The organism is Sphingobacterium hotanense (assembly GCF_008274825.1).
In the GTDB taxonomy this organism is placed as follows: Bacteria; Bacteroidota; Bacteroidia; order Sphingobacteriales; family Sphingobacteriaceae; genus Sphingobacterium; species Sphingobacterium hotanense.
The window spans coordinates 777824-802511 of record NZ_CP030848.1 but is presented as its reverse complement, the minus strand read 5'-3'; the positions used below and the strand labels follow the sequence as shown (position 1 = coordinate 802511).

General features: G+C 40.5%; 20 protein-coding genes. 7 read left to right on the top strand and 13 right to left on the bottom strand.

The features are described from left to right. Nucleotides 1-2: 2 nt before the first annotated feature. Nucleotides 3-926, bottom strand: a complete 924-nt coding sequence (locus DSM08_RS03250) for a hypothetical protein (RefSeq protein WP_149524799.1) — start codon at nt 924-926, stop codon at nt 3-5. 173 nt (nt 927-1099) lie between these two features. After that, nucleotides 1100-1981 carry a lipoyl synthase gene (gene lipA / locus DSM08_RS03245; protein WP_149524798.1) on the bottom strand — a complete coding sequence of 294 codons (882 nt, stop codon included), beginning with the start codon at nt 1979-1981 and terminating at the stop codon, nt 1100-1102. 727 nt (nt 1982-2708) lie between these two features. Between lipA and DSM08_RS03240 the strand changes: the two genes are divergently transcribed. Next, nucleotides 2709-3617, top strand: a complete 909-nt coding sequence (locus DSM08_RS03240; RefSeq protein ID WP_149524797.1) for a transposase — start codon at nt 2709-2711, stop codon at nt 3615-3617. Nucleotides 3618-3892: 275 nt separating this feature from the next. Next, nucleotides 3893-6712, top strand: coding sequence for a carbamoyl-phosphate synthase large subunit (gene carB, locus DSM08_RS03235; RefSeq protein WP_149524796.1), 2820 nt, complete (start codon nt 3893-3895; stop codon nt 6710-6712). 300 nt (nt 6713-7012) lie between these two features. Here carB and DSM08_RS03230 read toward each other — a convergent pair whose 3' ends face one another. Together DSM08_RS03230 and DSM08_RS03225 are read right to left on the bottom strand one after the other, a co-directional pair. After that, complete coding sequence (locus DSM08_RS03230) at nt 7013-8068, bottom strand: formylglycine-generating enzyme family protein (protein ID WP_149524795.1); 1056 nt, start codon at nt 8066-8068, stop codon at nt 7013-7015. 337 nt (nt 8069-8405) lie between these two features. Continuing rightward, on the bottom strand, nt 8406-9818 hold the full coding sequence (locus DSM08_RS03225) for a Gfo/Idh/MocA family protein (RefSeq protein WP_149524794.1): 1413 nt from the start codon (nt 9816-9818) through the stop codon (nt 8406-8408). A 441-nt stretch (nt 9819-10259) separates the two neighbouring features. Between DSM08_RS03225 and DSM08_RS03220 the strand changes: the two genes are divergently transcribed. Further along, nucleotides 10260-10676, top strand: coding sequence for an OsmC family protein (locus DSM08_RS03220; protein WP_149524793.1), 417 nt, complete (start codon nt 10260-10262; stop codon nt 10674-10676). A gap of 1 nt (nt 10677) precedes the next feature. Here the strand turns inward: DSM08_RS03220 and DSM08_RS03215 are convergent, their stop codons facing one another. The 6 genes from DSM08_RS03215 to DSM08_RS03190 form a co-directional block, all read right to left on the bottom strand. Next, the gene (locus DSM08_RS03215) at nt 10678-11688 is read right to left on the bottom strand and encodes a LacI family DNA-binding transcriptional regulator (RefSeq protein WP_149524792.1); all 1011 of its coding nucleotides are present in this window, start codon (nt 11686-11688) and stop codon (nt 10678-10680) included. A 31-nt stretch (nt 11689-11719) separates the two neighbouring features. Next, nucleotides 11720-13147: a S41 family peptidase gene (locus tag DSM08_RS03210; RefSeq protein ID WP_149524791.1), complete on the bottom strand. Its 1428-nt coding sequence runs from the start codon at nt 13145-13147 to the stop codon at nt 11720-11722. Between the two features lie 105 nt (nt 13148-13252). Then, nucleotides 13253-14725, bottom strand: a complete 1473-nt coding sequence (locus tag DSM08_RS03205; RefSeq protein ID WP_149524790.1) for a S41 family peptidase — start codon at nt 14723-14725, stop codon at nt 13253-13255. Then, entirely contained in the window at nt 14722-15285 is a 564-nt protein-coding gene (locus DSM08_RS03200; RefSeq protein WP_149524789.1) for an HAD family hydrolase, read from the bottom strand. The genes DSM08_RS03205 and DSM08_RS03200 overlap by 4 nt, the downstream gene beginning before the upstream one ends. Nucleotides 15286-15292: 7 nt before the next feature. Beyond that, nucleotides 15293-15760, bottom strand: coding sequence for a hypothetical protein (locus tag DSM08_RS03195; protein WP_149524788.1), 468 nt, complete (start codon nt 15758-15760; stop codon nt 15293-15295). A gap of 1 nt (nt 15761) precedes the next feature. Then, nucleotides 15762-16415 carry an ABC transporter ATP-binding protein gene (locus DSM08_RS03190; RefSeq protein ID WP_149524787.1) on the bottom strand — a complete coding sequence of 218 codons (654 nt, stop codon included), beginning with the start codon at nt 16413-16415 and terminating at the stop codon, nt 15762-15764. 135 nt (nt 16416-16550) lie between these two features. Here DSM08_RS03190 and sucC point away from each other — a divergent pair, with 135 nt between their 5' ends. The 3 genes from sucC to DSM08_RS03175 all read left to right on the top strand — a co-directional run bounded on the left by sucC (nt 16551) and on the right by DSM08_RS03175 (nt 20493). Continuing rightward, nucleotides 16551-17750, top strand: a complete 1200-nt coding sequence (sucC, locus tag DSM08_RS03185; RefSeq protein ID WP_149524786.1) for an ADP-forming succinate--CoA ligase subunit beta — start codon at nt 16551-16553, stop codon at nt 17748-17750. A 546-nt stretch (nt 17751-18296) separates the two neighbouring features. Beyond that, nucleotides 18297-19610, top strand: coding sequence for a glutamate-1-semialdehyde 2,1-aminomutase (gene hemL / locus DSM08_RS03180; RefSeq protein ID WP_149524785.1), 1314 nt, complete (start codon nt 18297-18299; stop codon nt 19608-19610). A 76-nt stretch (nt 19611-19686) separates the two neighbouring features. Then, nucleotides 19687-20493: a hypothetical protein gene (locus DSM08_RS03175; RefSeq protein WP_246172430.1), complete on the top strand. Its 807-nt coding sequence runs from the start codon at nt 19687-19689 to the stop codon at nt 20491-20493. A gap of 225 nt (nt 20494-20718) precedes the next feature. Here DSM08_RS03175 and argC read toward each other — a convergent pair whose 3' ends face one another. The 3 genes from argC to DSM08_RS03160 are packed head-to-tail and all read right to left on the bottom strand — an operon-like array spanning nt 20719 to nt 23733. Then, a complete protein-coding gene (gene argC / locus DSM08_RS03170; protein ID WP_149524783.1) occupies nt 20719-21738 on the bottom strand; it encodes an N-acetyl-gamma-glutamyl-phosphate reductase in 1020 nt (339 codons plus the stop codon). A gap of 49 nt (nt 21739-21787) precedes the next feature. Beyond that, nucleotides 21788-22975: an argininosuccinate synthase gene (argG, locus tag DSM08_RS03165; RefSeq protein ID WP_149524782.1), complete on the bottom strand. Its 1188-nt coding sequence runs from the start codon at nt 22973-22975 to the stop codon at nt 21788-21790. 41 nt (nt 22976-23016) lie between these two features. Then, nucleotides 23017-23733: a GNAT family N-acetyltransferase gene (locus DSM08_RS03160; protein WP_149524781.1), complete on the bottom strand. Its 717-nt coding sequence runs from the start codon at nt 23731-23733 to the stop codon at nt 23017-23019. Between the two features lie 683 nt (nt 23734-24416). Here DSM08_RS03160 and DSM08_RS03155 point away from each other — a divergent pair. Beyond that, nucleotides 24417-24647, top strand: coding sequence for a hypothetical protein (locus DSM08_RS03155; protein WP_149524780.1), 231 nt, complete (start codon nt 24417-24419; stop codon nt 24645-24647). Nucleotides 24648-24688 lie beyond the last annotated feature (41 nt).

Here is a 24688-nt window from a genome sequence, read left to right as displayed (position 1 = left end):
AATTATGTTGTAGCGAGCTCTTGCAGCTCGTTTTTCTTTTGTACACGATAAATCAGCCAACTGAATAACAGCGCAACAGGTAATCCAAAAATCAGGTACAGAAATAGCGTAAACTGTAGATAGTATAACGAAAGAATATCACGTTCGACTTCTTGCCCCACATACACGTTATCGTATTTGCTATTATAATAGGTATGCGTAGCTGCCAGCGCCTGAAACATATTGCGCACTTTATTCTTAGGCAATGCCTCCAAATACGCAAAATCACTAATATCGCGCATCTTGAAGTGATTATATGAACGACGTAAATGTTCATCCAAGTCTTCTTGATTACCGCGAATCACATTTATGAACGAGACGTAGTCAGTGTACTTAAATCCCATCCAAGCCTTGGCGGTCGTCAAATATGGATCTTTTTTGGAAAACAAGGGAACAACGAACAGCGTATTTAATTCGACCTTACCCAAGTTAGCACCTCCCGCAAATTCGAAATAGGAAAAGGGAATAACACGCATACGGTCTACATGCCAATCGTTCAACTCAATAAAGTCAAATGATTCATAAGGCTTAATATCATTTACCGATTCTAGACGAACAACATCCGCTAAATTATAACGAATGCTCTTGCCCGTCGGAATAAAAATGAACACAGAAATTAAACATAGCGATACGTAAAGGAAAACGTCGACGGCATAAACTTGAGCAAAGTGGTGTCGCCCGAGATATAAGTCCTTAAAATAGCGATCGCGGAGGAACCAAATGGCAACAATGCTAACTGCGATAGGAACGATCCACATAGCCCAGGAAGGCCAAAAAGAGTTCCCTCCCATCGCAAAAGCTGCAAATATCAATCCCAAAAGCAGCATAATGGTGAAACTTAATAGGATGTATGGCAAAAACACGTGTTTCCAAAAAGTATGCTTCATAAGGGTTGTTTTGGTTTATGAAATATAACAAATCTTTATCAATGAGCGGAAAGCATACTAAGACTTTCATCTTACTATTGAAACAGCAACAGGAAAGAAAGTTCTTGCTGGATTTTGAGAACAGACAGTTTCAGAAAATAAAAAAACCTTAGCGAGGCTAAGGTTTCAATGTATTATTGCATATCAAACAAATGTTTCTCTGCGTGGTAAGATGAACGAACCAACGGCCCTGATTCAACATACTTAAATCCCATCTTTAAACCAATTTCTTTATACTTCTCGAAAGTTTCTGGAGTAACCCACTCGACTACCGGGTGATGCGCCTTTGTAGGTTGTAAATATTGACCGATAGTCAATATATTCACGCCTGCATCATATAAATCTTGCATCGTCTCAACCACATCCTCTTCGGTCTCGCCAAAACCTAGCATAATACCCGATTTTGTTCGCAAACCAGCAGCTGCAATTCTGCGTAAACACTCCAAAGAGCGATCATATTTCGCTTGGATACGCACTTCTCTTGTTAGACGTCTTACCGTTTCAATATTATGAGAAACTACTTCCGGGCGAACAGCGATCAAACGATCTAAGTTTTCCCATTGTCCTTTGAAATCTGGAATCAAAGTCTCTAATGTAGTTTCAGGACTTTCTCTACGAATAGCCAAAATAGTCTCCGCCCAAATCGTCGAACCACCATCCTTCAAATCATCACGGTCAACCGATGTTATTACACAATGCTTTACCTGCATTAACTTCACCGAGTTTGCTACACGATTAGGCTCATCTGTATCTACGGCCAATGGACGTCCTGTGGCTACCGCACAGAAAGAACACGAACGCGTACAGATATTCCCCAAAATCATGAAAGTAGCCGTACCTGCTCCCCAACACTCTCCCATGTTCGGACAGTTACCGCTTTCGCAAATCGTATGTAATTTATGCTCGTCAACCAGGCCTCTCACGTGGCGGTATTCTTTACCCACAGGAAGCTTAACACGCAACCAATCTGGTTTACGCTGTGTCTGGTTTGCTGGAATAACCGGTAGTTCAATCATAGCACAAAGGTAAACATATTTAATTTATTAGTTATATATTAGATATAAGATTTCAGATATTAGACCAGATCCTGACAATCCTAAAATCATTCCTTTCCTGTAGTTAGATTTTAGAAATAAGATTTAAGACATTAGACCGAATCCTGCTCATCCTTATATCCTTCCTTTCTTGGTTCAAGACAGCCAGCATTTTCTCCTTTAACTTTTTTCTGAACCAGGAAAGGAAGGATGCAACGATGAACAGGATCAGTACGCCTTATTTTATAAGGTATTGTCTTGAACCAGGAAAGGAAGGAGGCAAGGATGAACAGGATCGGGTACAGCTTATTTGATAGGGTGTTATCTTGAACCTGGAAAGGAAGGATGTAAAGATGAACAGGATCGGGTACAGCTTATTTGATAGGGTATTGTTCTGAACCAGGAAAGAAAGGATGCAACGATGAACAGGATCGGGTACAGCTTATTTTATAAGGTATTGTCTTGAACCAGGAAAGAAAGGATGCAAGTATGAACAGGATCCTGACAATCCTTATATCCTTCCTTTCCTGGTTCAAAACAAAGTATAATGTCCCACATCCATAGCGGCCCTAGGTCTAAATACTAACTACTAATGCGAATTAAGGGTTGAAATATATTGGAAAAATCTTCTTAAAAAGAGGGTTGAAAACTTGTATAAAAGCCTGATTATCAGTATATTTATAATGTTCCTTAAGCATTATAAAAGAACATGATCAATCAGGCCAAGGCTCTAAAATTAATAAAATTATACCAGTATGTGTGTGATAAATATGACAGTGAACTGCAATATTACTGTCAGCGATTTTCAAACAATAACAAACCTGACTTTACTGATCAGGAGGTTTTGACCATCTATTTATTCAGTGTGCACGAGGAACAGCGGCTAAGGATCAAGCAGATTCATAAATTCGCCTCGGATTATCTGATGGATTGGTTTCCCAAGCTAACTTCGTACGTAGCATTCAACACCCGTATCAACCGCCTTTTTGATGTTTTGAGATCTCTCTGTCAGTCAGTTATAGAGGACTTTGCTCCAGAAGAGTGCTCCAGAGAATTTTCCCTACTGGACTCTATGCCCATCATAACCTGCAGTGGGACTAGAAGAGCAAAGGTAGCTCTGGAGATAACGGATAAAAGCTTCTGCTCAACGAAGAGGCTTTGGTATTTTGGATTAAAACTTCATGCGCTCAACAGCTATAACAAATCCACGCTGCCTCGTCCGGAAAGCATAGTAATAAGCAAGGCATCTGAAAGTGACCTGAACATATTTAAGGAGAATTGGGCATCCATCGCAGGTAGGACGTTCTTTGGTGACAAGATATACCGTGACGCCCCATTCTTCGAGTGGTTTTATAAAGAAAAGAAATCAATTATGTATACCCCGATAAGGGAAACCCAAGGAAAGCCGGATTGTTTAAAAAACAGGGATCGTGCTTATAATGATCTGTTTTCAAGAGCAGTATCTAGGGTAAGACAACCAATCGAATCCTTTTTTAATTGGATAAATGAAAAAACACAGATACAAAACGCAAGTAAGGTCAGATCTACCAAAGGACTATTAGTACATGTGTTCGGTAAATTAACAGCCTGTTTCATAAAGCCTATTTTCAACCCTTAATTCGCATTACTAAATACTAACTACTATTCATTGGGTTTGAAAGGGGTATGACACGAAGCATTCTCCCTTTTGTTGCGTAGAATTGTGTTAGATGGGCGTTATGGAGCGAGGGTCTGGATAAAGTAAAATTCTCAACAAATATTCGTTCATTATTAAAATAAAAAATGTAACTTTGCACTCCGACAAAGCAGTCGGAATTCCCTCTTTCTATCAGACATTTCCTTGTCTGTTTTGTCGGCAACAGTTTTTGTATTTAACAATTGAAATAAATAATAATGCCTAGAAACACCTCCATTAATTCGGTATTAATCATTGGATCTGGACCTATTGTCATCGGTCAAGCCTGTGAATTTGATTACTCAGGATCTCAAGCAGCCTTATCTTTAAAAGAAGAGGGTATTTCAGTTTCCATCATCAACTCTAACCCTGCAACAATCATGACTGATAATGTTGTAGCGGATCATGTTTACCTACTTCCATTAACATGCGAAAGTATTGAGCAGATTCTTCAAGAGCGTCAAATCGATGCTGTTTTACCTACAATGGGTGGACAGACAGCTTTGAACTTGTGTATTGAAGCATCAAACCGCGGTATTTGGGACAAGTACAACGTGAAAGTAATCGGTGTTGATGTTGCAGCGATTGAAAAAACAGAAAACCGCGAGGAATTCCGTCAATTAATGATCGACATCGGCGTTGGGGTTGCGACTTCAAAAATCGCTAACTCTTTCTTAGAAGGTAAAGAAGCGGCACAAATCATTGGTTTCCCATTGGTTATCCGTCCTTCTTATACATTGGCTGGAACCGGAGGTGGGTTCGTACATAAGAAAGAAGATTTTGACGCGGCTTTAAATCGTGGTCTTCATGCTTCGCCAACACACGAAGTATTGGTTGAGCAAGCGGTTTTAGGTTGGAAAGAATTTGAGCTAGAATTGTTGCGTGATACAAACGATAACGTAATCATTATCTGTACTATTGAGAACTTTGACCCAATGGGTATCCACACGGGTGACTCGATCACAGTAGCACCAGGAATGACGCTTTCTGATAAGTGCTACCAAGATATGCGTAATCAAGCAATTAAGATGATGCGCTCGATCGGTAACTTCGCTGGAGGTTGTAACGTTCAGTTCTCAGTGAATCCCGAGAATGAAGAAATCATCGCGATCGAAATCAACCCTCGTGTATCTCGTTCTTCAGCATTAGCATCAAAAGCAACAGGTTACCCCATTGCGAAAATCGCTGCGAAATTAGCTATCGGTTATAACTTAGACGAGCTTCAAAATCAAATTACAAAGACTACCTCTGCTTATTTCGAGCCGACGTTAGACTATGTAATCGTGAAAGTTCCTCGTTTCAACTTTGATAAATTCAAAGGTGCAAATAAAGAATTAGGTCTGCAGATGAAAGCTGTTGGCGAGGTTATGGCAATCGGCCGTACGTTCATCGAAGCGCTTCAAAAAGCAGCACAATCATTAGAAACTGGCCGTGCAGGTCTAGGTGCTGATGGTCGTCAATCTAGAAATTTAGAAGAGATCATGTACAGCTTGGAGCATCCAAGTGCTGATCGTCTTTTCCATATTAAAGATGCTTTCGAACTAGGTGTTCCATTGGAATCTATTCGTAAAGCAACGCTTATCGACAAGTGGTTCTTGGTACAGATTCAAGAATTAGTACAATTGGAGGGTGAACTACGTCGCTACCAATTGAACAATATCCCTCGTGATTTCTTCATGACCTTGAAACAAAAAGGATATTCTGATTACCAAATTTCATGGTTGTTGGGGAATGTGACGGAAGATGAGGTTTATGACCGTCGTAAAGAATTAGGTATAAGTCGTGTTTATAAAATGGTTGATACATGTGCGGCAGAATTCCCTGCACACACGCCTTACTACTACTCGACTTTCGAAGATGAGAACGAATCTATCGTTTCTGATCGCAAGAAAATCATCGTATTGGGTTCAGGTCCTAACCGCATCGGTCAAGGTATCGAATTCGATTACTCATGTGTACACGGATTATTAGCTGCAAAAGAATGTGGGTACGAAGCAATCATGGTTAACTGTAACCCTGAAACGGTTTCTACCGACTTTAACATGGCCGATAAGTTATACTTCGAGCCTGTATTCTGGGAGCATGTTCGCGAGATTATCGAACTAGAAAAACCGGAAGGTGTAATCGTACAGTTAGGTGGTCAGACGGCATTGAAGATGGCTGAGCGCTTAGAAGCTTTAGGTGTGAAAATCATCGGTACTTCATTCGAGAATATGGACTTAGCGGAAGATCGCGGTCGTTTCTCTGATTTATTGAAAGAGTTAGAAATTCCTTATCCTAAATATGGTGTTGCTACGAATGCTGAGGAAGCATTGAAAGTGGCAAACGAAGTTGGTTACCCGGTTTTAGTACGTCCTTCCTATGTGTTGGGTGGACAAGGGATGAGCATTGTGATCAACGATGAGGACTTGGAAAAAGCAGTAGTTAACCTATTGAAGAGCCTTCCAGGAAACCAGATCTTAATTGACCACTTCTTAGACAGAGCGGAAGAAGCAGAGTCGGATTCTATCTGTGATGGTGAAGATGTACACATCATCGGTATGATGGAGCATATTGAGCCTGCAGGTATCCACTCGGGAGACTCATCGGCGGTACTGCCTCCATTCAGTCTATCGGAAGGCGTTCAACAAAAGATGGAAGAGTATTCAATCAAATTAGCGAAAGCATTGAACGTAAGAGGTTTATTGAACATCCAATTTGCAATCAAAGATGAGAACGTATATGTAATCGAAGCGAATCCTCGTGCATCACGTACAGTTCCTTTCATCGCGAAAGCTTACGATGTTCCTTACATCAATATCGCTACGAAAGTCATGTTAGGTGAAAACAAGCTGAAAGACTTTAGCATCGTTCGCAAGTTAGAAGGATACGCAATCAAAGAACCAGTATTCTCATTCTCAAAATTCCCTGAGGTTGATAAACAATTAGGTCCTGAGATGAAATCAACTGGTGAAGCAATTCGTTTTATCAAAGATTTGAACGACCCTCACTTTAGAGAATTGTATAGTCAAAAATCAATGTTCTTAAATGCACAGTAGATTTAGATATTAGATTTTAGACATTAGATATAAGAACCTGCAGCAGTGCAGGTTTTTTTTATGTTTTAAGGGGAGAGATTTAGAATGTTGGTTGTCTTGAACCAGGAAAAGAAGAAAATTTGTCTTGAATCAGGAAAGGAAGGAAAATTTGTCTTGAACCAGAAAAGGAAAGATGAAAAGATAAACAGGATCCTGCATATCCTAAAATCCTTCCTTTCTTGGTTCAAAGACAACTCTCTTTCCTCTTAAAATGCAAAAAAATCGGCACTGCTGCAGGTTCTTATATCTAATGTCTAATATCTACTTCACACATCTAAAACCAACATTATTTGTTGGTGAGTTTACTTCTCCTTTTCCTCGGCTGCCGGCTTTATAGCGTTCGCAGTATTGATCGTTGCAAAGAAAAGAGCCACCACGCTGTACGCGTTTTACGGCGCCGGGTTCTTGGGGGTCATAAGATTCTGCAGGACCTTTCGGGTTTTCTTTTGGACTGTTTGCGTAGTAGTCTGGTCTATAAAAATCGGAGCACCACTCCCATACGTTTCCTTCCATATCATATAATCCGTAAAGGTTGGGTGGGAAATGCTTAACGGGAGCTGTTGATTCGTAGCCGTCTTCCTTGCTATTGTTGGTTGGGAAAGTTCCTTGGAATATATTGGCCATCCATTCACCATGCGGTGTTTTCTCGTTACCCCAATAATAGGTTTCATCCGTATGTCTTCCCTCTTTGGCTGCGAATTCCCATTCGGCTTCGGTTGGCAATCTCTTCCCTGCCCATTTCGCATATGCTTCAGCATCTTCGTAAGCTAGTTGGGTGACAGGATGATCGCCTTTTCCTTCTATCGTGCTTTCTGGACCTTCAGGATGACGCCAATTTGCCCCCGGGACATAATCCCACCACTGAAGGTGGTTCTGCATCCCCTGCACCTGATTTGGCGCTTTGAACACTGCCGACCCCGGAACGAGTAACTTGGGATCTACATTCGGAAATTCTTTTGGATCTAAAGGCCGTTCTGCTACCGTGATATATCCTGTAGCCTTTACAAACGCGGCATATTGATCATTCGTGACTTCATGCTCATCCATATAGAACGGTGACAGCGTCACTTCGTGAATAGGCTTTGCATCGGTGAAATTTGAAGACCCCATCTGAAAGGTTCCTCCTTTTATGTAAACCATCTTGACCGTATCTTTTCCCTGTTGTGCAACATTTGCTTTCATAATCGCAGTCGCACGAGACGGTACCGCCTCAGCATGACATAGCATCTGCGAGGAATCCACGGCAGTGGCCTGCTGAGCAAATCCTGGCAATATAGAAGCCGAAGCAATTAAGGTAGTAAAGATAAGTTTTCGCATAGATGGAGGCTTTTGCTGGTAATAATACAAATATAGTAGGCTTTTTGAGAATTGAAAGAAATAGTCTACCAATTTAGTAGCATTTCTTACTTACGGGATGAATTAGCCCAAACATAAAGTAAAAATAGTATTTGCACAAAAACTTTCATGTTTCCATTGAAATACCAACCGGAATGATAATTCTTGATGGCCTCTAAAAACAGACACTTTCAGAAAAAAAGGGGTTTTCCAAAAAATTGGAAAACCCCTCTATATTCTTTCAGATTCTACAAGCTATATGACCTATGATTAGGAATTCCTACTCTAATGTCTAATATCTTTAATCTAATATCTATTCTTACTGAACATTCAACTGAACATCTTTTTTAGATTCTACTTTAGCACGGATTCCAGTGTTACCACCACCGTTTAAAGTCATATCATGAGGTTTATTGGTTTTCCAATTACCTCTAGTGAAGTCAGGGATATCCACCGTTCTGCTGTTTTTTGCTACCGACTGAACGCTCAAAGGAACCACTGCACTCCAAGATGCACCGTCATATACTGTTTGATCCAATGGAAGACCATTTCTTAAACAGTCAATTAAACGCCAGTCCATCATAAAGTCCATACCACCATGACCACCAACTTGTTTTGCTTGTTCACCGATGAACTTCACTAGCTCTGGTGTGTATTGGTCGTATAACGCTTTTAATTCCTCAGGCTTAATATAGCTGTGTCCGAATGCGATACCCTCTTTAGGATATTTCTGTGCGAATCCTTTTGTACCGCTCAATAAGTGGATACGAGAATAAGGGCGAGGTGAGGTAACATCATGTTGGATCATCATCGTTTTACCTTTTTCTGTTTTGATCAAGGTAGTATCCATATTTCCTCTGTAGCGTTTGCCAACAAATTCTTGGAAGAATGAGTCTTTACCTGCCAATTCACGCGCTTTATCAGCCATCATGAAGTCGTTAGATTGCATAGCAACAAGATGATTCATTTTATCACCACAGTTGATATTCAAACATTGAGCGATTGGACCAATACCGTGCGTCGGATATAAGTTACCATTCATCTTAATGTTTTCACGCAATCTCCACATGTTGTCATAACCGTTTTTGTTGAAGTTAAGATCTAATAAATCGTGGATATAAGCGCCTTCTGCATGTACTAATTCACCGAACATGCCCTGACGAGCCATATTAAGAGTCAACATTTCGAAGAAATCATAACAACAGTTCTCCAACATCATACAGTGCTTCTTAGTTGCTTCTGATGTCTTAACAACTTCCCAAATCTCCGAGATTGTTAAACCAATTGGAACTTCAGTTGCTGCATGAGCACCCGACTTCATTGCTTCAATAGCCATTGGAGCATGGTATTCCCATGGTGTACAGATATAAACTAGATCTAACTCTTCGTTCTTCAGCATGGTTTTCCAACCATCTTCACCTGAATAAGCTTTCGCTTCTTTAAGACCTTTTTTGGTTAAGATTGTTTGAGCCTTGGTTACACGGTCTGCATGTCTGTCACATAATGCAACAATCTCTGCACCTTCAATATATGAAATACGATCCACAGCACCGGGACCACGCATTCCTAATCCAATAATTGCGACCTTTACTTTATCAATTTTCGGAGCTGCAAAGCCCGACATATTAAAGTTTTGGGAAGCAAACACTTCGTTTTGCAAAGACGGTAGAGTTATCGCAACACTCGATAACAGGCCAGCCTTCTTCAAGAAATCTCTACGCGAATTATTCATGGTAAATATTTAAATAAGATCTAATTTACAAAATCTTGGGTTTACAAAATTAAGGGGGACACGAAATCCCCCTAAAAATCACCTATTTTAAAACAAACTAAACAGTCAAATTGAAAATACTATCAAATAAATGAACGGTATAATTTGGTTAGGAGTATTATGCGTAACTCCATATACAATGATAAAACGAATTTTGAAAAAACAAAAATGATTTGTGCATGCAAACGTTTGTCCTATTTACACAACCGATTGCTCTTTTGTCAAAATCTTGTTATAAAGGCAATTAAGCTACAGATATCAGCAAATTGCCGCTACACTTAGCACACAGCGTTCTCTTAAGAGTTTTAATTTGAACATGGTCAATTATGCGTAAAGAGGTTTACTGCCATACGCAAATGAATAGGAAATTAGCTATTTTTGATAGACACAATTATCGAAACAATGAAAGTAGAACTACAACGTAAAAACCAGGCGGTACATTTTGAAGCAACAGCGCCCTCTTCATCAGTGAAAGTGAATATTGATGGTCCAGATTCTATTGGAGGCGAAGGAAAAGGGGTTCGACCAATGGAATTGGTGTTGATCGCGCTAGGATCTTGCAGTGTATTCGACTTAACGACCATCTTGGAAAAGCAACGTCAGGAAATTGAAGATATACAGGTAGAGGTCGAAGGACAAAGACGCGATGAGATCCCCAACATCTTTACGAAGATTCACATTACGTTTAAACTAAAGGGCAATATCGACGAGGTTAAAGCGCAGAAAGCTGCTGAACTAGCCGTGAAGAAATATTGTTCTGTACATGATATGCTAGCTGCCGGCGGCGTAGATATCACCTATAGCATTCAGCTCGCTTAATTTACTTCAATACTAATTTTGAAGGGTATACGACTTCCTGTGGAGTTTCTACATATTCCTTCTTATCTATACAGTCGAATAATATCTCGGCAGCGCGATGAGCTTGCTGTTCGGGATATTGTTCGATACTACCCATCGGCGGATTGTCCATATATTTCCACAAAGGATAATTCGCATAGCTAATGAAATACATATCTTGGTTTAATACAATACCGCGAAGCTTCGCGTAGCGGATAAGGTCCAGCGTCACGAAATCATTAAAGGATACAACAGCTGACGGTCTGTCTGCTAATGAGCATAGCTTCTCCATCGCCTCCTCATTGCCAGTTTCCGTTAAGTCGGTATGCACAATATAATTGCTGTCGAACGGAATACCATTCTTAGTTAATGCCTCGGTATAGGCAGCAGTACGGTCTTTACTTGCTAACAAAGACTCAGGACCATTGATCAAAGCAATCTTGTTATGTCCGCGCTCAATAAATGCGCTAATTGCTTCTATCATACCTGAGGATAGGTCGCTATATACCTTGTGCACATTCGGTAAATCAGGTACACAGTCGAAGAACACAACAGGGATCTCGGTTTTTGCTAACACTTCCATAAAGTCTGTGTCGCCCGTATTTTTTCCTAATGATACAAGGATACCATCCACACGATGCTTTTTGAAAGTTTGAACGATGTTCAGCTCGCGTTGCTCATCATCTAACGATTGACCTAGCAGTACGGTATATTTTTTCTCTTCAGCGACATTCTCGATGGCAGAAATAGCTTCGGAAAAGAAGGGTTCAGAAAGTTTGGGTAATATAACCCCAATGGTAAAAGTCTTACGTTGTTTGAAGAAGATAGCAGTTTGGTTTGGCTCATAGGCCATTTCTTCTGCCATCTTTTTAACGCGCATGGTAGTAACCAAGCCGATACTTGGATGATCATTTAACGCTCTTGACACCGTGGAAGGTGAAATCTTAAGCTTGCGTGCGATTTCTTTTATTGTGGTCGGTTTATTTCCTGCCATGCTGTAAAGTTAAGAATTTAATAATGAACTTTTAATTCTTTATTAAGTCCCTTTCGCGCAATTTATTTATTCTATTTAATGGAATTGCAGACGATGAACCTATTCTTGTAGATGCTCTCGCTTCGCGAGCAGCCGTCGTCAATGATCCAGTAGATAGGTAGTTCAATGCAGCGGCAATCATATTCTCATTCGGGTTTCCGAAGTCTAGCGTGACATTGTCCGTTATGTTTCTGATATCAGCAGGTATACCATCCCAATAGTCGGTATATCCCGAAGCATTAACAACTTTGAAAGATGCCGCCCAAAGACCGATCTTACCCATAATATCTTGTCGGTAGAATCCAACTGGTTTTCCGAACGTCGCGGACTCTTCTGCAACGAGTTTGACGTCCATGTACGGCTTCAGTACGCTAATAACAATTTCTGCCGCAGAAGCGGTATATTCAGTTACTAGGAACACTACCTTTTGAACTTCAGCATTATTGTTTTTATCGAAGATTTCATCGTCGAATTGAGCACCCCTTCCGGATTTATACTTCTCTAGATTCTTATTGACATCATATGAGAACATCAGTTGATTATCTCCTTTGCTATTGATAATCTTGTTGGCTAGGTAAATCGCAGTGCTAACATATCCACCAGTGTTTACTCGAAAATCTAATATCAGTTCATTGACATTGTTTTTCTGAAAATTATCAAAGGCTGCATTAAGATCGTTCAACATTGCAGTGCTATTACCGCGGTCATCGGTCATCTCTTCGAAGGAAGACAATGCTAAATAGCCGTATTTCTTAGTGCCAATTGTAAGTACAGAATCTTTAGTAACGGGATTGATATCATAACTGGTATAAGTCATCTCCGGAACGACAACCTCCTTGCCATCGCGCAATACTTTCAGGTTTAATTTAGGACCATCCAACGCAGATTGTATAAAAGAGGTATTGTTTTGGCTCATATCCGTATTTCCATTCACCTCAATGATACGGTCTCCCCTACGCATACCTTTGCTCTCCGCTGGTGATCCGCCTTCGATAAAATACGCATAGAGATATACGGCGCCACTCACACGTGCAAATGTTAGGTAAATACCATAACCATCTGCTAAGTCTGCCCGCTTCGCACGCGAACCGCCGTCGGAACTGATATCCTCAATTCTTGAAAACCGATCGATCGGTCCATCATAGCCGGCATGGAATGGCGTTTGCTGCATTAAAGCGCTGAGCACGTCATCTGGCGTACTGTATTTATCCGTAAAGCTTGAGATTGGGTCATAAGTTCCTATAGACTCCGTCCAATAGGATTGCTCTTTATAATAGTAATAAACACTATCGCGAAGCTTTTGCTCCTCTGTTCTCGAAGAAATCGGAGGTTCAGGCCTCGGCGGAGGGCTAATCTTCGTTATATCTTTTTTACAGCCGAATAATATCAGCAATGCAAAAAGGGGTATTAATTTTTTCATTCAATTTAACGCTAGTAGATGTTTTTCAGAGATATTCTAACAAGTAAACATACGCACCAAAATTCAGACCATTTGATAACAGAAAAGATTAATACCCCAGCTAAATTATTTTATTTGTGGCATATTCTTGTCATTAGCAAACTTGAACATACTCATTGAAACATCGTTTTTCATTGGAATATCAAATGCTTTTGGTCTTATCTCTTGTCCAGTACTTGATCTTCTAGTAGACGCTGATGCAGACTGGTAAGTTTTATTAACGATATGATATAAAGCATCTGCAAACATACGCTCATCCGGATCGCCTAAGGCATGATGTATATCGTCTGTTGAGTTCTTCTTTGTACCGCTTAAGCCGTTGAAGTAATCGCCATTACCATCGCTGTTGAGCGTTTGGAAAGATGTGATGTAAAGTTCAGCATAATCATCAACAACCCCTAGTCCAAAGAAACCAACAGGTTTACCATAGGAACCTGCGTCGTTCTGGCTAATGATTTCCACTTGCATATGCGGAATTAGTGAGTTCATCAGCAATTCACTCGCTGAGGCTGTACTTTTTGTTACGAGGAAATAGATCTTTGAAAGGTTTAAGCTGTTTTCTTTATTGAATTTCACGGATCTGAAAGGTGCCTCCGGATCGCTCTCATTATCCCAACCCCAACCCTTTAAATATTCATTAATCTTGTAGCTGTACATGACGCCTGTTCCAACTTTTGTTGGAGCAAGCAAGTTCGTCAATAGCTCTGCAGCATTGGTTGATCCTCCTCCGTTATAACGTAGATCGACAACCAGTTCTTGAATCCCCTGAGATTCCAAATTCTTAACAGCCTGTACAAGTCCGTTGTAATAACTATTCGTACCGGTCTTTGTAAGCACCTCAACAAAGGAAGTGTATGCCAAATAGCCTACTTTCTTCCCTCCACGCTCTACTACTTTATTGGCAATAATAGGATCTATCTGATACGAAGCAGCATTCAAATTAACGGTAGAAACCTTTCCGTCTGCCGGATTTTTAACCTGAAGACTAATTTTTTCTGATCCGCCAAATAACTTATTCACCAAAGCAAAACCCTGATTCTTTTGCGTGGTATAGTCTATTTTACTATTGCCGTCAATGCTCAACACCTCCATGCCGCGAACAATTCCTGCAGCCTCGGCAGGGGAATTCTTCTGTACAAGCTTGATATAAAGCTTCGCATTTTGGGCTGTTTGGTCCGGCGAGAAATAATCAGGTACCAATCCGAACTCTTTATGTAGTCCTTGCCCGATCTCTTCACCAACCACCCCTTCGCGGTCGATAAAACTAAATCGATCCAATGTCGTATAGCTCTTCACTTTATCCAACACTTGCTCCGCCGTGGAAAGATTTCCTGTAAAAGCACGTAAATCTATCTCATCTTTACTTTTCATCTTAGGCTCAGGGATTTTATCTGTCCATAATGATAGTACAAGCGAATAATAATAGGTGGAGTCGCGAAGTAATATTTCTTTATCGGCATCCGGATTTGGTCCATCCTTCTTACAGGATGCGAACGCTGCTAAGAAAAGAGCGAGAACAAGGGTAATTCTGAATTTCATGGTTTTTTTCTAGTCAAATTGGTATCTGAGAAATGTAAATCTTCCACATTTACATTATTTTCAGAAGCAATATAACTAAAAGGTTCAATATCTCGGAAGGCTAACTCGTCTACAAAATAAACTTTAAGTTTCTTATCATAACCCTCCCAATCGATATGTCGCAATTTATTTAACTGTAAGGCAGGGTTGCCTTTGGTCAGAACGGCGATCTGTTTCCCTGATGCCGAGAGTTCCTTGAAAAGATTCTTGATCTCATCAAACAAGAACAACTTCAGCGGAAGATGCCCATTTACCTGTAATCGCTCAAAGTTTTCGCGATACTCTTCTTTCAGAGCAAACTGTTCTGCAGTCGCAGCGAACACCGCTTCTTCGCCTTTCGACAAAAGCGTGTCTTTCATAAACGCAGTCATCTCTGCCGAGATCGGCCTAGCCTCCGTAAACTCTAAAAATTGAGCAAATAAATAATAGACTTGTAACAAGAAATCCTGCTTAGGATACAAAACATCGTCCAACTCGAACAGATAGACCTTCTTGTCTTTTGGAAATTCTGAAATTGTCATGATTTGATTAAATAGTACACAATGCAAACTCCTCACCTTCATCCGAAAGTACCATCAGACCCGAGCCTGTAAACTGAACGCTCTGTCCGTCCAACACATTTACGCCATGATGAACGAGCTGCAGCTCCAGCTCCTTATTGGGATTTTGAAGCACGAAGAGTTCCTTCAACTCCTCTAAATCCGGCCCAAGCAAATGAATATCATATTCTTCGAACAGCAACTTCGCTTCAGCTAGGGTCTCGAGCTCTTTAAATCCCAATGCCAACAGATAGTTAATCTGATTATCCAGGCAGAGTTTCAACAATTCATGAGCAAAGGTAGGATTGACTCCATTAGGAATTGGGATATACTGCTTTTGTAGCACCGACGGAATGGACTCCGAAGTTGCAAACTGCACTTCAAACTTCTCTTTTATCATTTGGGCCACACGCTGTGCTAACGCACGTGTGCCATAGGTAATCAATATCTTCTCCATACTAGTAAATTAAACCATCGCGCATGTGGATGGTACGATCTGAAATGCGAGCCAAGTCCTCATTATGCGTCACGATGACGAAAGTCTGTTGCATCTTATCGCGCAAGTCGAAAAACAACTGATGTAAAGATGCCGCATTCTCCGAATCTAGATTTCCCGAAGGCTCATCGGCTAACACGATAGTAGGATCGTTTATCAAGGCGCGCGCAACAGATACTCGTTGTTGCTCCCCTCCCGACATCGCCGAGGGCTTATGTTTCGCACGATGGGCAACCCCCAAAACGTCCAGCAACTCCATCCCTCTCTTCTCCGCCTGCCCCTTGTCCATCCCAGCGATAAACGCAGGAATGCAAACATTCTCTAATGCCGTAAACTCGGGCAACAAATGATGAAATTGGAATACAAAACCAATATGCTTATTTCTAAAATCACTCAGGTTCTTCTCACTCAATGAAAACACATCGACCCCCTCGATCATCAAGGTGCCTTTATCGGGCTTGTCCAATGTCCCCATAATATGCAGAAGCGTACTTTTTCCCGCGCCGGAAGCCCCTACAATGGAAACAATTTCACCTTTATTAACCGATACGCTGACTCCCTTTAAGATCGGAAGATCACCATAGGATTTAAAAATATTATTGGCCTTTAAGATCATACTGCGAAAATAGTAAAAAAATTAGCAGCTCCCTTTCTGCTATTGGTAAACTTCGGCCAGAAATAGACATTTATGAAAATAATAACTTGTCCCTTCCGAATAAATACGCTATTTTTACAGCAAATTTTTTTATCAATGAACATTCACGAATATCAAGGAAAAGAAATACTTAAGAGTTTCGGAGTAGCAGTACAAGAAGGTATTGTTGCTGAAACCCCAGAGCAAGCTGTTGAGGCTGCGAAAAGAATGAAAGAAGAATTCAACTCGGATTGGGTTGTGGTAAAAGCACAAATCCATGCGGGTGGCCGTGGTAAAGGTGGTGGTGTGAAATTAGCAAAAAACCATGATGAAGTATTACAACGTTCTACTGACATCATCGGTATGCAATTAGTAACTCCGCAGACTGGTCCAGAAGGTAAAAAAGTTAACAAAGTTTTAATCGCTCAGGATGTTTACTACCCTGGAGAGAGTGAAACAAAAGAATTCTACATGTCTGTATTGTTAGACCGTGCTACGGGTCGCAACATCATTATGTACTCAACAGAAGGTGGTATGGACATTGAAGAGGTTGCTGAAAAAACTCCTCACTTAATTTTCAAAGAAGAGATCGATCCTAAAGTAGGCTTACAAGGCTTCCAAGCACGTAAGATTGCTTTCAACTTAGGATTATCAGGCGCTGCACACAAAGACATGGTTAAGTTTGTAGCTGCTCTATACAAAGCATACGATTCTATCGATGCTTCTATGTTCGAAATCAACCCAGTATTAAAAACTTCTGATAACAAAATCTTAGCAGTAGACGCGAAAGTAAACTTAGATGAGAATGCTTTATACCGTCACGCTGATATCGCTGCATTACGCGACATCACGGAAGAAGATCCTACAGAAGTAGAAGCTGGTGAGTCAAACTTAAACTACGTAAAATTAGACGGAAACGTTGGATGTATGGTAAATGGTGCTGGTCTTGCGATGGCTACTATGGACATCATCAAATTAGCTGGTGGTGAGCCTGCTAACTTCTTAGACGTAGGTGGTACTGCAAATGCAGAGACTGTTAAAGCTGGTTTCAACATCATCTTAAAAGACCCTAACGTAAAAGCTATCTTAATCAACATCTTCGGTGGTATCGTTCGTTGTGACCGCGTTGCTCAAGGTGTTATTGATGCTTACAACGAAATCGGAAATATTCCTGTGCCAATCATCGTACGTTTACAAGGAACTAACGCGAAAGAAGCAAAAGACCTTATCGATGCATCAGGTTTACAAGTATACTCAGCAATCTTATTAAAAGAAGCTGCTGAATTAGTAACTAAAGTATTAGAAGAAGGTAAATAGACTGCGCAGTACTTAGTAGTTAGTAGTTAGACCTATGGTCGGCTACACCTTCAAGAAAAAGCCACCTATCGGTGGCTTTTTTCATTTGATATTAATATATGCGGAGTTTATTTTATTCGCAAAAGACCAAAACGGAATTATCATACCTCTGAGGCTTTCCTGCATTGCAGAAGTATGAATATCAAGATTTCAAAGAACATCTACTGCCGGTTCCTCCCGGAAGGCAAAACAGTTAAGCTATTTGTAAGGAATAACTTTATTGGATACAATAAGATGCTGTAAACCTATTTTATTTTCTGTATGAGTGTATATTAAATAAAATGTTTTCCTCTTGAAGTCTATCCATCGAAATTGTGTACCTCACTTTTTATAAAGATGATTCGCTTTTGTAACATGCTGCGCATTTTATAACACGAAAGTCTAGCGAATGTAAAGACTAGCTTAAATCCTGAGGAAACAAATGACAAGCAGGGAAAAAGGACAGAATAAAAACCGCTAAGTTCTAAATACTCGTATCTTTGTGTACTTAACAAAATACATTATACTATGACAACATCTGTTTCAGATATTTCACGCGAAAAATCAGCCGAGTTATTTGAAAAAGCTAAGCAATATTTCCCGGGAGGCGTAAATTCTCCGGTTCGTGCTTTCAAATCCGTTTATGGTACACCATTATTTATCGAACGTGGCGACAAAGCTCATTTATGGGACGCTGATGGCAATGAATTTATCGACTACTGTTGTTCTTGGGGGCCGCTAATCTTAGGTCATAACAACCCTGAAATCCGCGAAGCGGTACAAAATCAACTAGGCAAAGGATTAAGCTTTGGTGCGCCGACTGCCTTGGAGAATGAACTTGCAGAATTGATCTTAAACAACAATAAGAAAATCGAGAAAATACGTTTTGTGAGCTCCGGAACGGAAGCCGTCATGTCGGCAATTCGTTTAGCTAGAGGTTATACAAAACGTGATAAAATCGTAAAATTCGAAGGATGTTATCATGGACACTCCGACTCTCTTCTTGTGAAAGCCGGATCCGGATTGGTTACTTTTGGTGAAACTTCGTCGGCTGGTGTTCCAAAGGCATTCGCTGATGAAACCATCGTGATTGCATTGAACGATAAAGAAGCATTAAAAAAGGTTTTTGCTGATTTCAAAGATCAAATCGCTGCTGTTATTATCGAAGGGGTGCCTGCAAATAATGGCCTTTTAATTCAAGACAAAGAGTACATCAAATTCCTACGCGAAATCACGAAAACAAACGGTGCCCTATTAATTTTCGATGAGGTTATTACCGGTTTCCGCTTAGGTTTTGAAGGTGCTTCAAAATACTATGATATTCAACCAGACATCCTGACCTACGGTAAGATTATAGGTGGTGGTATGCCTGTTGGAGCATATGGTGCTTCAAAAGAATTGATGAGCTGTATCTCACCCGATGGCGCAGTGTATCAAGCAGGAACATTGGCAGGAAACCCCGTAGCCATGGCCGCAGGTATCGCCGCATTATCCATCTTAGCACAACCAGGTTTCTACGAGAAATTAGAGCAAACTACTCAAGCTTTTGTTGAAGAACTACGTAGCTTTATCGCTGAACGTGGCTATCAAATCAAGATATTCACGATAGGTTCTATCTTCTGGTTCGCGTTTACCGAACAAGAGAAAATCCAACGTGCCGATCAAATCGACCCTGCTTCCATGGAGTTCTATAAGAAAATGCACCGCGAATTATTGAACCGTGGCGTCTACTTTGGTCCTTCGGGATATGAAGTCGGATTTATCTCCGCAGCGCATACGGAGGAAGACCTAACGCAGACTTTAGCGAAAATCAAAGAGTCCTTGGATATTGTATTTCAATAAAATGCAAACAATTATTGCTTTCACTTGTTCGTAAATAATAAACATTAATTCGACTAAATAATTTAATATGAGAACGATGAAAACAGTATGTGCATTGTTAGCGGCGACAGCTCTCTTTGCATCATGTGATAACAAATCCACGAAGAACAAAGATGGAGAAGTAAAAGATACAACAGCATTAGCCGATTCAGTAGGTGCTATCGCTGTTAATCCCCTTCAACATGCTAAAGAGTTCCCAGGAGCAACTTTAAAGATCGCTTCGATAGAATCTGTCAAAGCTGGCGCAGACTCTGCTAAGATTACCGTAAAATACGACGTACAGAACTTTAATCTGACTGAGCAGACCGAACATACGCACCACATGGCAAATTCGCACGACGGACAGCATATCCACTTTATTTTGGATAACACACCATACGTTGCATTATATAAGCCAGAACACACCTTTACAGTTCCTGTAAACTCGGAGCATTACTTGCTATCTTTCTTGTCGCGCTCATTCCACGAGTCTATCAAAACTGCTGAAGCAGCGAAATTGATTAAGTTTAAAGTAGGTGCTGATGCGAAGATTACAGAAGAGCCGACACCTACAGAACCTTCGTTGTTCTATAGCCGTCCGAAAGGCGATTACAAAGGCGATGAAACGAATGTATTATTGTTAGACTTCTTCATCAACAATACAACGCTTTCTGCAGACGGAAACAAAGTAAAAGCAACAATCAACGGTCAAGAATTTATCTTGGATCAATGGACCCCATACGAGGTATTGAACCTTCCTAAAGGAGAAGCAACAGTGAAACTTACGCTAATCGATAAAGACGGTAATGCAATCACTGGTGACAACGTATCGGTCGAAAGAAAAGTAAATCTTTTAGAAAGATAATTATTAGACATTAGATGTTAGATTTTAGACATTAGACGCCTAACATCGGATAAAATAAAAAGGAACTCGCTGAGCGGGTTCCTTTTTATTTTATCTTCATTTCAAGGATGAAATATTTCTAAAATCGAATATCTAATACTACTAGGTTCTTTCCGAAAAATATTCGGCGCAGAAAGTTCTAAAATCTACTGTCTAAAATCTTATATCTAATGTCTAATATCTAACTTAAAATCCAACAGATTTTAATCTCAGTCCTTCTCTTTCATCCAAACCAAACATGAGGTTCATGTTCTGTACAGCCTGTCCGGACGCACCTTTCAACAGATTATCCGTAGCATTCAAAATCAGCAATTTATTGCCATGTTTCTCCAAATGGATAATGCTCTTATTGGTATTGACCACTTGTTTCAAGTCTATATTCGCTTTGGAAACATGAGTAAAAGGATGATTTGCATAAAAAGACTCATAAAGCTCATATGCGGCAGCTTCCGATAAATCAGAATCTACATAGATAGCAGAAAAAATACCTCTAGCAAAGTCACCCCGTTGCGGAATGAAATTGATTTTCTCCGCTGCACGTTCCAACAAAGACCCCTCGCCCGTTGGAAGAAAACCCTCTTGTAACTGGTCTAAGGATTCAGAGATCTCCTGCAGGTGCTGATGGTCAAATGATTTGTATGCAGATAAGTTATTGTTTCTCCAGGAGAAATGCGTCGTAGCCGAAGGCTTCTGCCCTGCCCCTGTCGATCCTGTTGTCGCATTCACATGGATTTGCTCTGGCAGTAAACCTTTGCTCGCCAGCGGCAATAAGGCTAACTGTATATTCGTAGCGAAACAGCCTGGGTTAGCGATGTACTGTGCTCCTTTGATCTTATCCTTGTTCAATTCAGGCAGACCATAAACAAAGTCCTTTCCTTGATAAGCCGTGTTCGCACGCAGACGATAATCTTGCGAAAGATCAATAATCTTTACGCTAGGATCCACCGGATTGGCATCTAAAAACTTCTTCGCATCACCATGCCCCACGCACAGAAATAAAACATCAATATTTGAATGAAAATCAGAGGAAAATGTTAAATCAGTATCGCCAAACAAATCGTTATGCACGTCAGACAGCTTGTTTCCAGCGTTTGATGCACTATTAGCAAATACAATATCCACTTGGGGGTGGAAGATCAGGATACGAAGCAATTCTCCACCTGTATATCCTGCAGACCCAACAATTCCTACTTTAATTTTTTCCATAGTATCTTCAATTAAAAAAGGCACAGTAAACTACTGTGCCTTATATATCTTAGCCTTTGCCGTTCACTTTATGCCAGATGATGGTCTGGTTACCAAAGATTTTCGAGAAACCTTTTACATCGTCGCCAGTATAGCCCTCGTTCATTTCGCCATAGCTACCGAATTTGTTCGACATCAAATCATGCTCTGATTCAATTCCGATAATAACGAAACGGTATGGGTGAAGCTCAACGAATACACGGCCTGTCACGGTCTCCTGCGAGCTCTTTAGGAAAGCTTCCATATCACGCATCACCGGATCGTGCATTTGGCCTTCGTGCATATAATTACCGTAGAAAGCCGCTAATTGGTCCTTCCAAGATAATTGCCATTTCGTCAACGTATGTTTTTCTAAGGTATGGTGTGCCTTGATCAAGATTACAGACGCAGCAGCTTCAAATCCCACACGACCTTTGATACCGATGATCGTATCTCCAACGTGGATATCGCGACCAATACCATAAGGCTGTGCAATCGCTTGTAACTCTTGAATAACCTTCACTGCACCGATCTTCTCACCGTTCAAAGCCACAGGCTCACCTTTTTCAAAATCGATCGTAATCTGGCGAGGTTCGCTTGAAGTAACGGGCGTAGGCCATGCCGACTCCGGCAAGTATTGATTTGACGTCAAAGTCTCAGCGCCTCCTACCGATGTTCCCCACAAACCTTTATTGATTGAGTATTTAGCTTTCTCTGCGGAATACTCAACACCATGATTGTTTAAATACTCAATTTCCGCTTCGCGCGATAATTTTAGATCACGAATTGGCGTAATGATTTCGATCCCCGGAATTAAAGTCTGGAAGATCATATCAAAACGAACCTGATCGTTTCCAGCACCCGTAGAACCGTGCGCAACGCACTCAGCACCGATTTTCTTACAGTAGTTTGCAATAGCTGTCGCTTGGCAAACACGCTCTGCAGATACAGACAATGGATAAGTCGCATTCTTCAACACGTTTCCAAAAATCAAATACTTAATCGTATCGCGGTAGTAGTCTTCAGTTTCATCAATGGTAGTATGCGATTTAACGCCCAATTCATAAGCTCTCTTTTCAACAGCTTGCAACTCTTCGTCAGAGAATCCACCCGTGTTTACAATAACAGAATGAACTTCTAAACCCAAATCACGAGATAGATAGATGCAACAGAATGAGGTATCTAATCCGCCACTAAATGCTAAAACTACTTTTTTCATCTTATAATGATTAATATGCTGATAATTACAAAAATAACAATTTAAAATCCTTTAACCGGCTTCACCCCTACAGGAATTACACTGGCAACAAACTTTTTGGTCGATTTCCATAGCTTCGCTTCAATACGCTTCAACAACGATTGCTTCTTCGAAATTCGATCCAAACGTTCTTTCGCTTCCGCACGACGCTGTATCTTCTCCTTCAATTCACGTTCTTTCTCGACCGGATCCCATAACATTGCCGTACACATGCAGTTCTTGCGGTCTTTAGACATCAAGATATCATAGTTGACACAGGATTGGCAACCTTTCCAGAACTCCTCGTCTTGCGTCAGCTCCGAATAAGTAACCGGCTCGTACCCCAAATCAGAGTTGATCTTCATTACCGCCAAACCCGTCGTTAAACCAAATATCTTAGCCTTCGGATATTTCTCTCTAGACAATTCGAATACGCGCTTTTTGATCGCCTTAGCTAAGCCGACCTTACGAAATTCTGGATTGACGATAAGCCCCGAATTAGCAACGTAATCACCATGGCTCCAAGTTTCGATATAACAGAAACCCGCCCATCGACCATCTTTGTGCAAAGCAATTACCGCTTTGCCCTCATCCATCTTACGGGCTACATATTCCGGCTTACGACGTGCAATACCTGTTCCGCGAGCCTTTGCAGACTCGAACATTTCATTACAAATATCATCCGCATACTCCACATGAGCTGCTGTTGCGGGAATAATCAAAAAATCAGAGATTGTCATTAATAATGTCGACCTAAAAAATAAATACCGAGGTATTCTAAAAAACTGTAAATTAAATTTTGAACAGAATCCATCGAGCTTGATGAACCTTAAAATTGGAGTTTGCCTGCCTCAGAATCAAGCTCGAGGCAGAATAGGTCGTCGGAATCGTAGAAGCGGACAACTAAATGAACGAAGCGCATAATAAACCTTCACCCCCAGCTTGTGTAAAGCTCGGTCGAATGTGTTCATATATACCTTTTTATAGTTCATTATATTCTGTTGTTCGCTGTAATCAGACTGCGCAAAAGTAAACAATTATTTTTTTCTTTTATGCAATATAATTGTAGATTTTTTATTTTATCTCCAACAAGCCAAATCCATCATTGCCAGACTGCTAATAAGACTCTTGAATCTTTAAAACGTTTAAAAAAACATTGTTTGAACAATAGACTTATAACGTCCTTAAAACAAATTGGTGTTAAACGCAATTGCATAATGCGGTTGTACTTTGTCTAATCATAACAGATTTTGCCCCGTGATAAAACTGCTACAGCTTGTAGCAGTTTTGCATCTGCTTCATAACAACCCTCGTTCCAAACAGTCAGCATCATCAATCTTTTGTCAGAATTCCATCTAATAACCTACCCAATTTTCTGAAGAACAAATAAATACTTAATTTTGTTCCAAATTTTAAAAACAACATGGTAGGTCCTAGCATTTTCTTCTTTGTCATATTTGTCATCCCTTACGTTTATTTCATGTACTGGTTAGTAAAGCAGGACAAGAAAAAGCATGTTTGGGGGATTGTCGTGGTGACGGTTATTGCTATCATCGGCTTCCTGGTATCTCAAACCGCCAGCAAGAATGCTGTGCGTAACTACAAGCAACACCAAATTGATTCGAGAGAAATCGAAAAACAAGAGCATCAATAATCTTATCGAGCTTCACTTCTATGTCAGGCCGAATCGGACGC

Coding starts and splice junctions, on each gene's coding strand:
- hemL (WP_149524785.1), top strand. CDS start 18,297: ATGACAACATCTGTTTCAGATATTTCACGCGAAAAATCAGCCGAGTTA.
- DSM08_RS03215 (WP_149524792.1), bottom strand. CDS start 11,688: ATGGCAGGAAATAAACCGACCACAATAAAAGAAATCGCACGCAAGCTT.
- DSM08_RS03175 (WP_246172430.1), top strand. CDS start 19,687: ATGAAAACAGTATGTGCATTGTTAGCGGCGACAGCTCTCTTTGCATCA.
- DSM08_RS03190 (WP_149524787.1), bottom strand. CDS start 16,415: ATGATCTTAAAGGCCAATAATATTTTTAAATCCTATGGTGATCTTCCG.
- DSM08_RS03195 (WP_149524788.1), bottom strand. CDS start 15,760: ATGGAGAAGATATTGATTACCTATGGCACACGTGCGTTAGCACAGCGT.
- carB (WP_149524796.1), top strand. CDS start 3,893: ATGCCTAGAAACACCTCCATTAATTCGGTATTAATCATTGGATCTGGA.
- DSM08_RS03155 (WP_149524780.1), top strand. CDS start 24,417: ATGGTAGGTCCTAGCATTTTCTTCTTTGTCATATTTGTCATCCCTTAC.
- DSM08_RS03250 (WP_149524799.1), bottom strand. CDS start 926: ATGAAGCATACTTTTTGGAAACACGTGTTTTTGCCATACATCCTATTA.
- DSM08_RS03205 (WP_149524790.1), bottom strand. CDS start 14,725: ATGAAATTCAGAATTACCCTTGTTCTCGCTCTTTTCTTAGCAGCGTTC.
- DSM08_RS03210 (WP_149524791.1), bottom strand. CDS start 13,147: ATGAAAAAATTAATACCCCTTTTTGCATTGCTGATATTATTCGGCTGT.
- argG (WP_149524782.1), bottom strand. CDS start 22,975: ATGAAAAAAGTAGTTTTAGCATTTAGTGGCGGATTAGATACCTCATTC.
- DSM08_RS03240 (WP_149524797.1), top strand. CDS start 2,709: ATGATCAATCAGGCCAAGGCTCTAAAATTAATAAAATTATACCAGTAT.
- lipA (WP_149524798.1), bottom strand. CDS start 1,981: ATGATTGAACTACCGGTTATTCCAGCAAACCAGACACAGCGTAAACCA.
- DSM08_RS03220 (WP_149524793.1), top strand. CDS start 10,260: ATGAAAGTAGAACTACAACGTAAAAACCAGGCGGTACATTTTGAAGCA.
- DSM08_RS03230 (WP_149524795.1), bottom strand. CDS start 8,068: ATGCGAAAACTTATCTTTACTACCTTAATTGCTTCGGCTTCTATATTG.
- DSM08_RS03225 (WP_149524794.1), bottom strand. CDS start 9,818: ATGAATAATTCGCGTAGAGATTTCTTGAAGAAGGCTGGCCTGTTATCG.
- argC (WP_149524783.1), bottom strand. CDS start 21,738: ATGGAAAAAATTAAAGTAGGAATTGTTGGGTCTGCAGGATATACAGGT.
- DSM08_RS03200 (WP_149524789.1), bottom strand. CDS start 15,285: ATGACAATTTCAGAATTTCCAAAAGACAAGAAGGTCTATCTGTTCGAG.
- DSM08_RS03160 (WP_149524781.1), bottom strand. CDS start 23,733: ATGACAATCTCTGATTTTTTGATTATTCCCGCAACAGCAGCTCATGTG.
- sucC (WP_149524786.1), top strand. CDS start 16,551: ATGAACATTCACGAATATCAAGGAAAAGAAATACTTAAGAGTTTCGGA.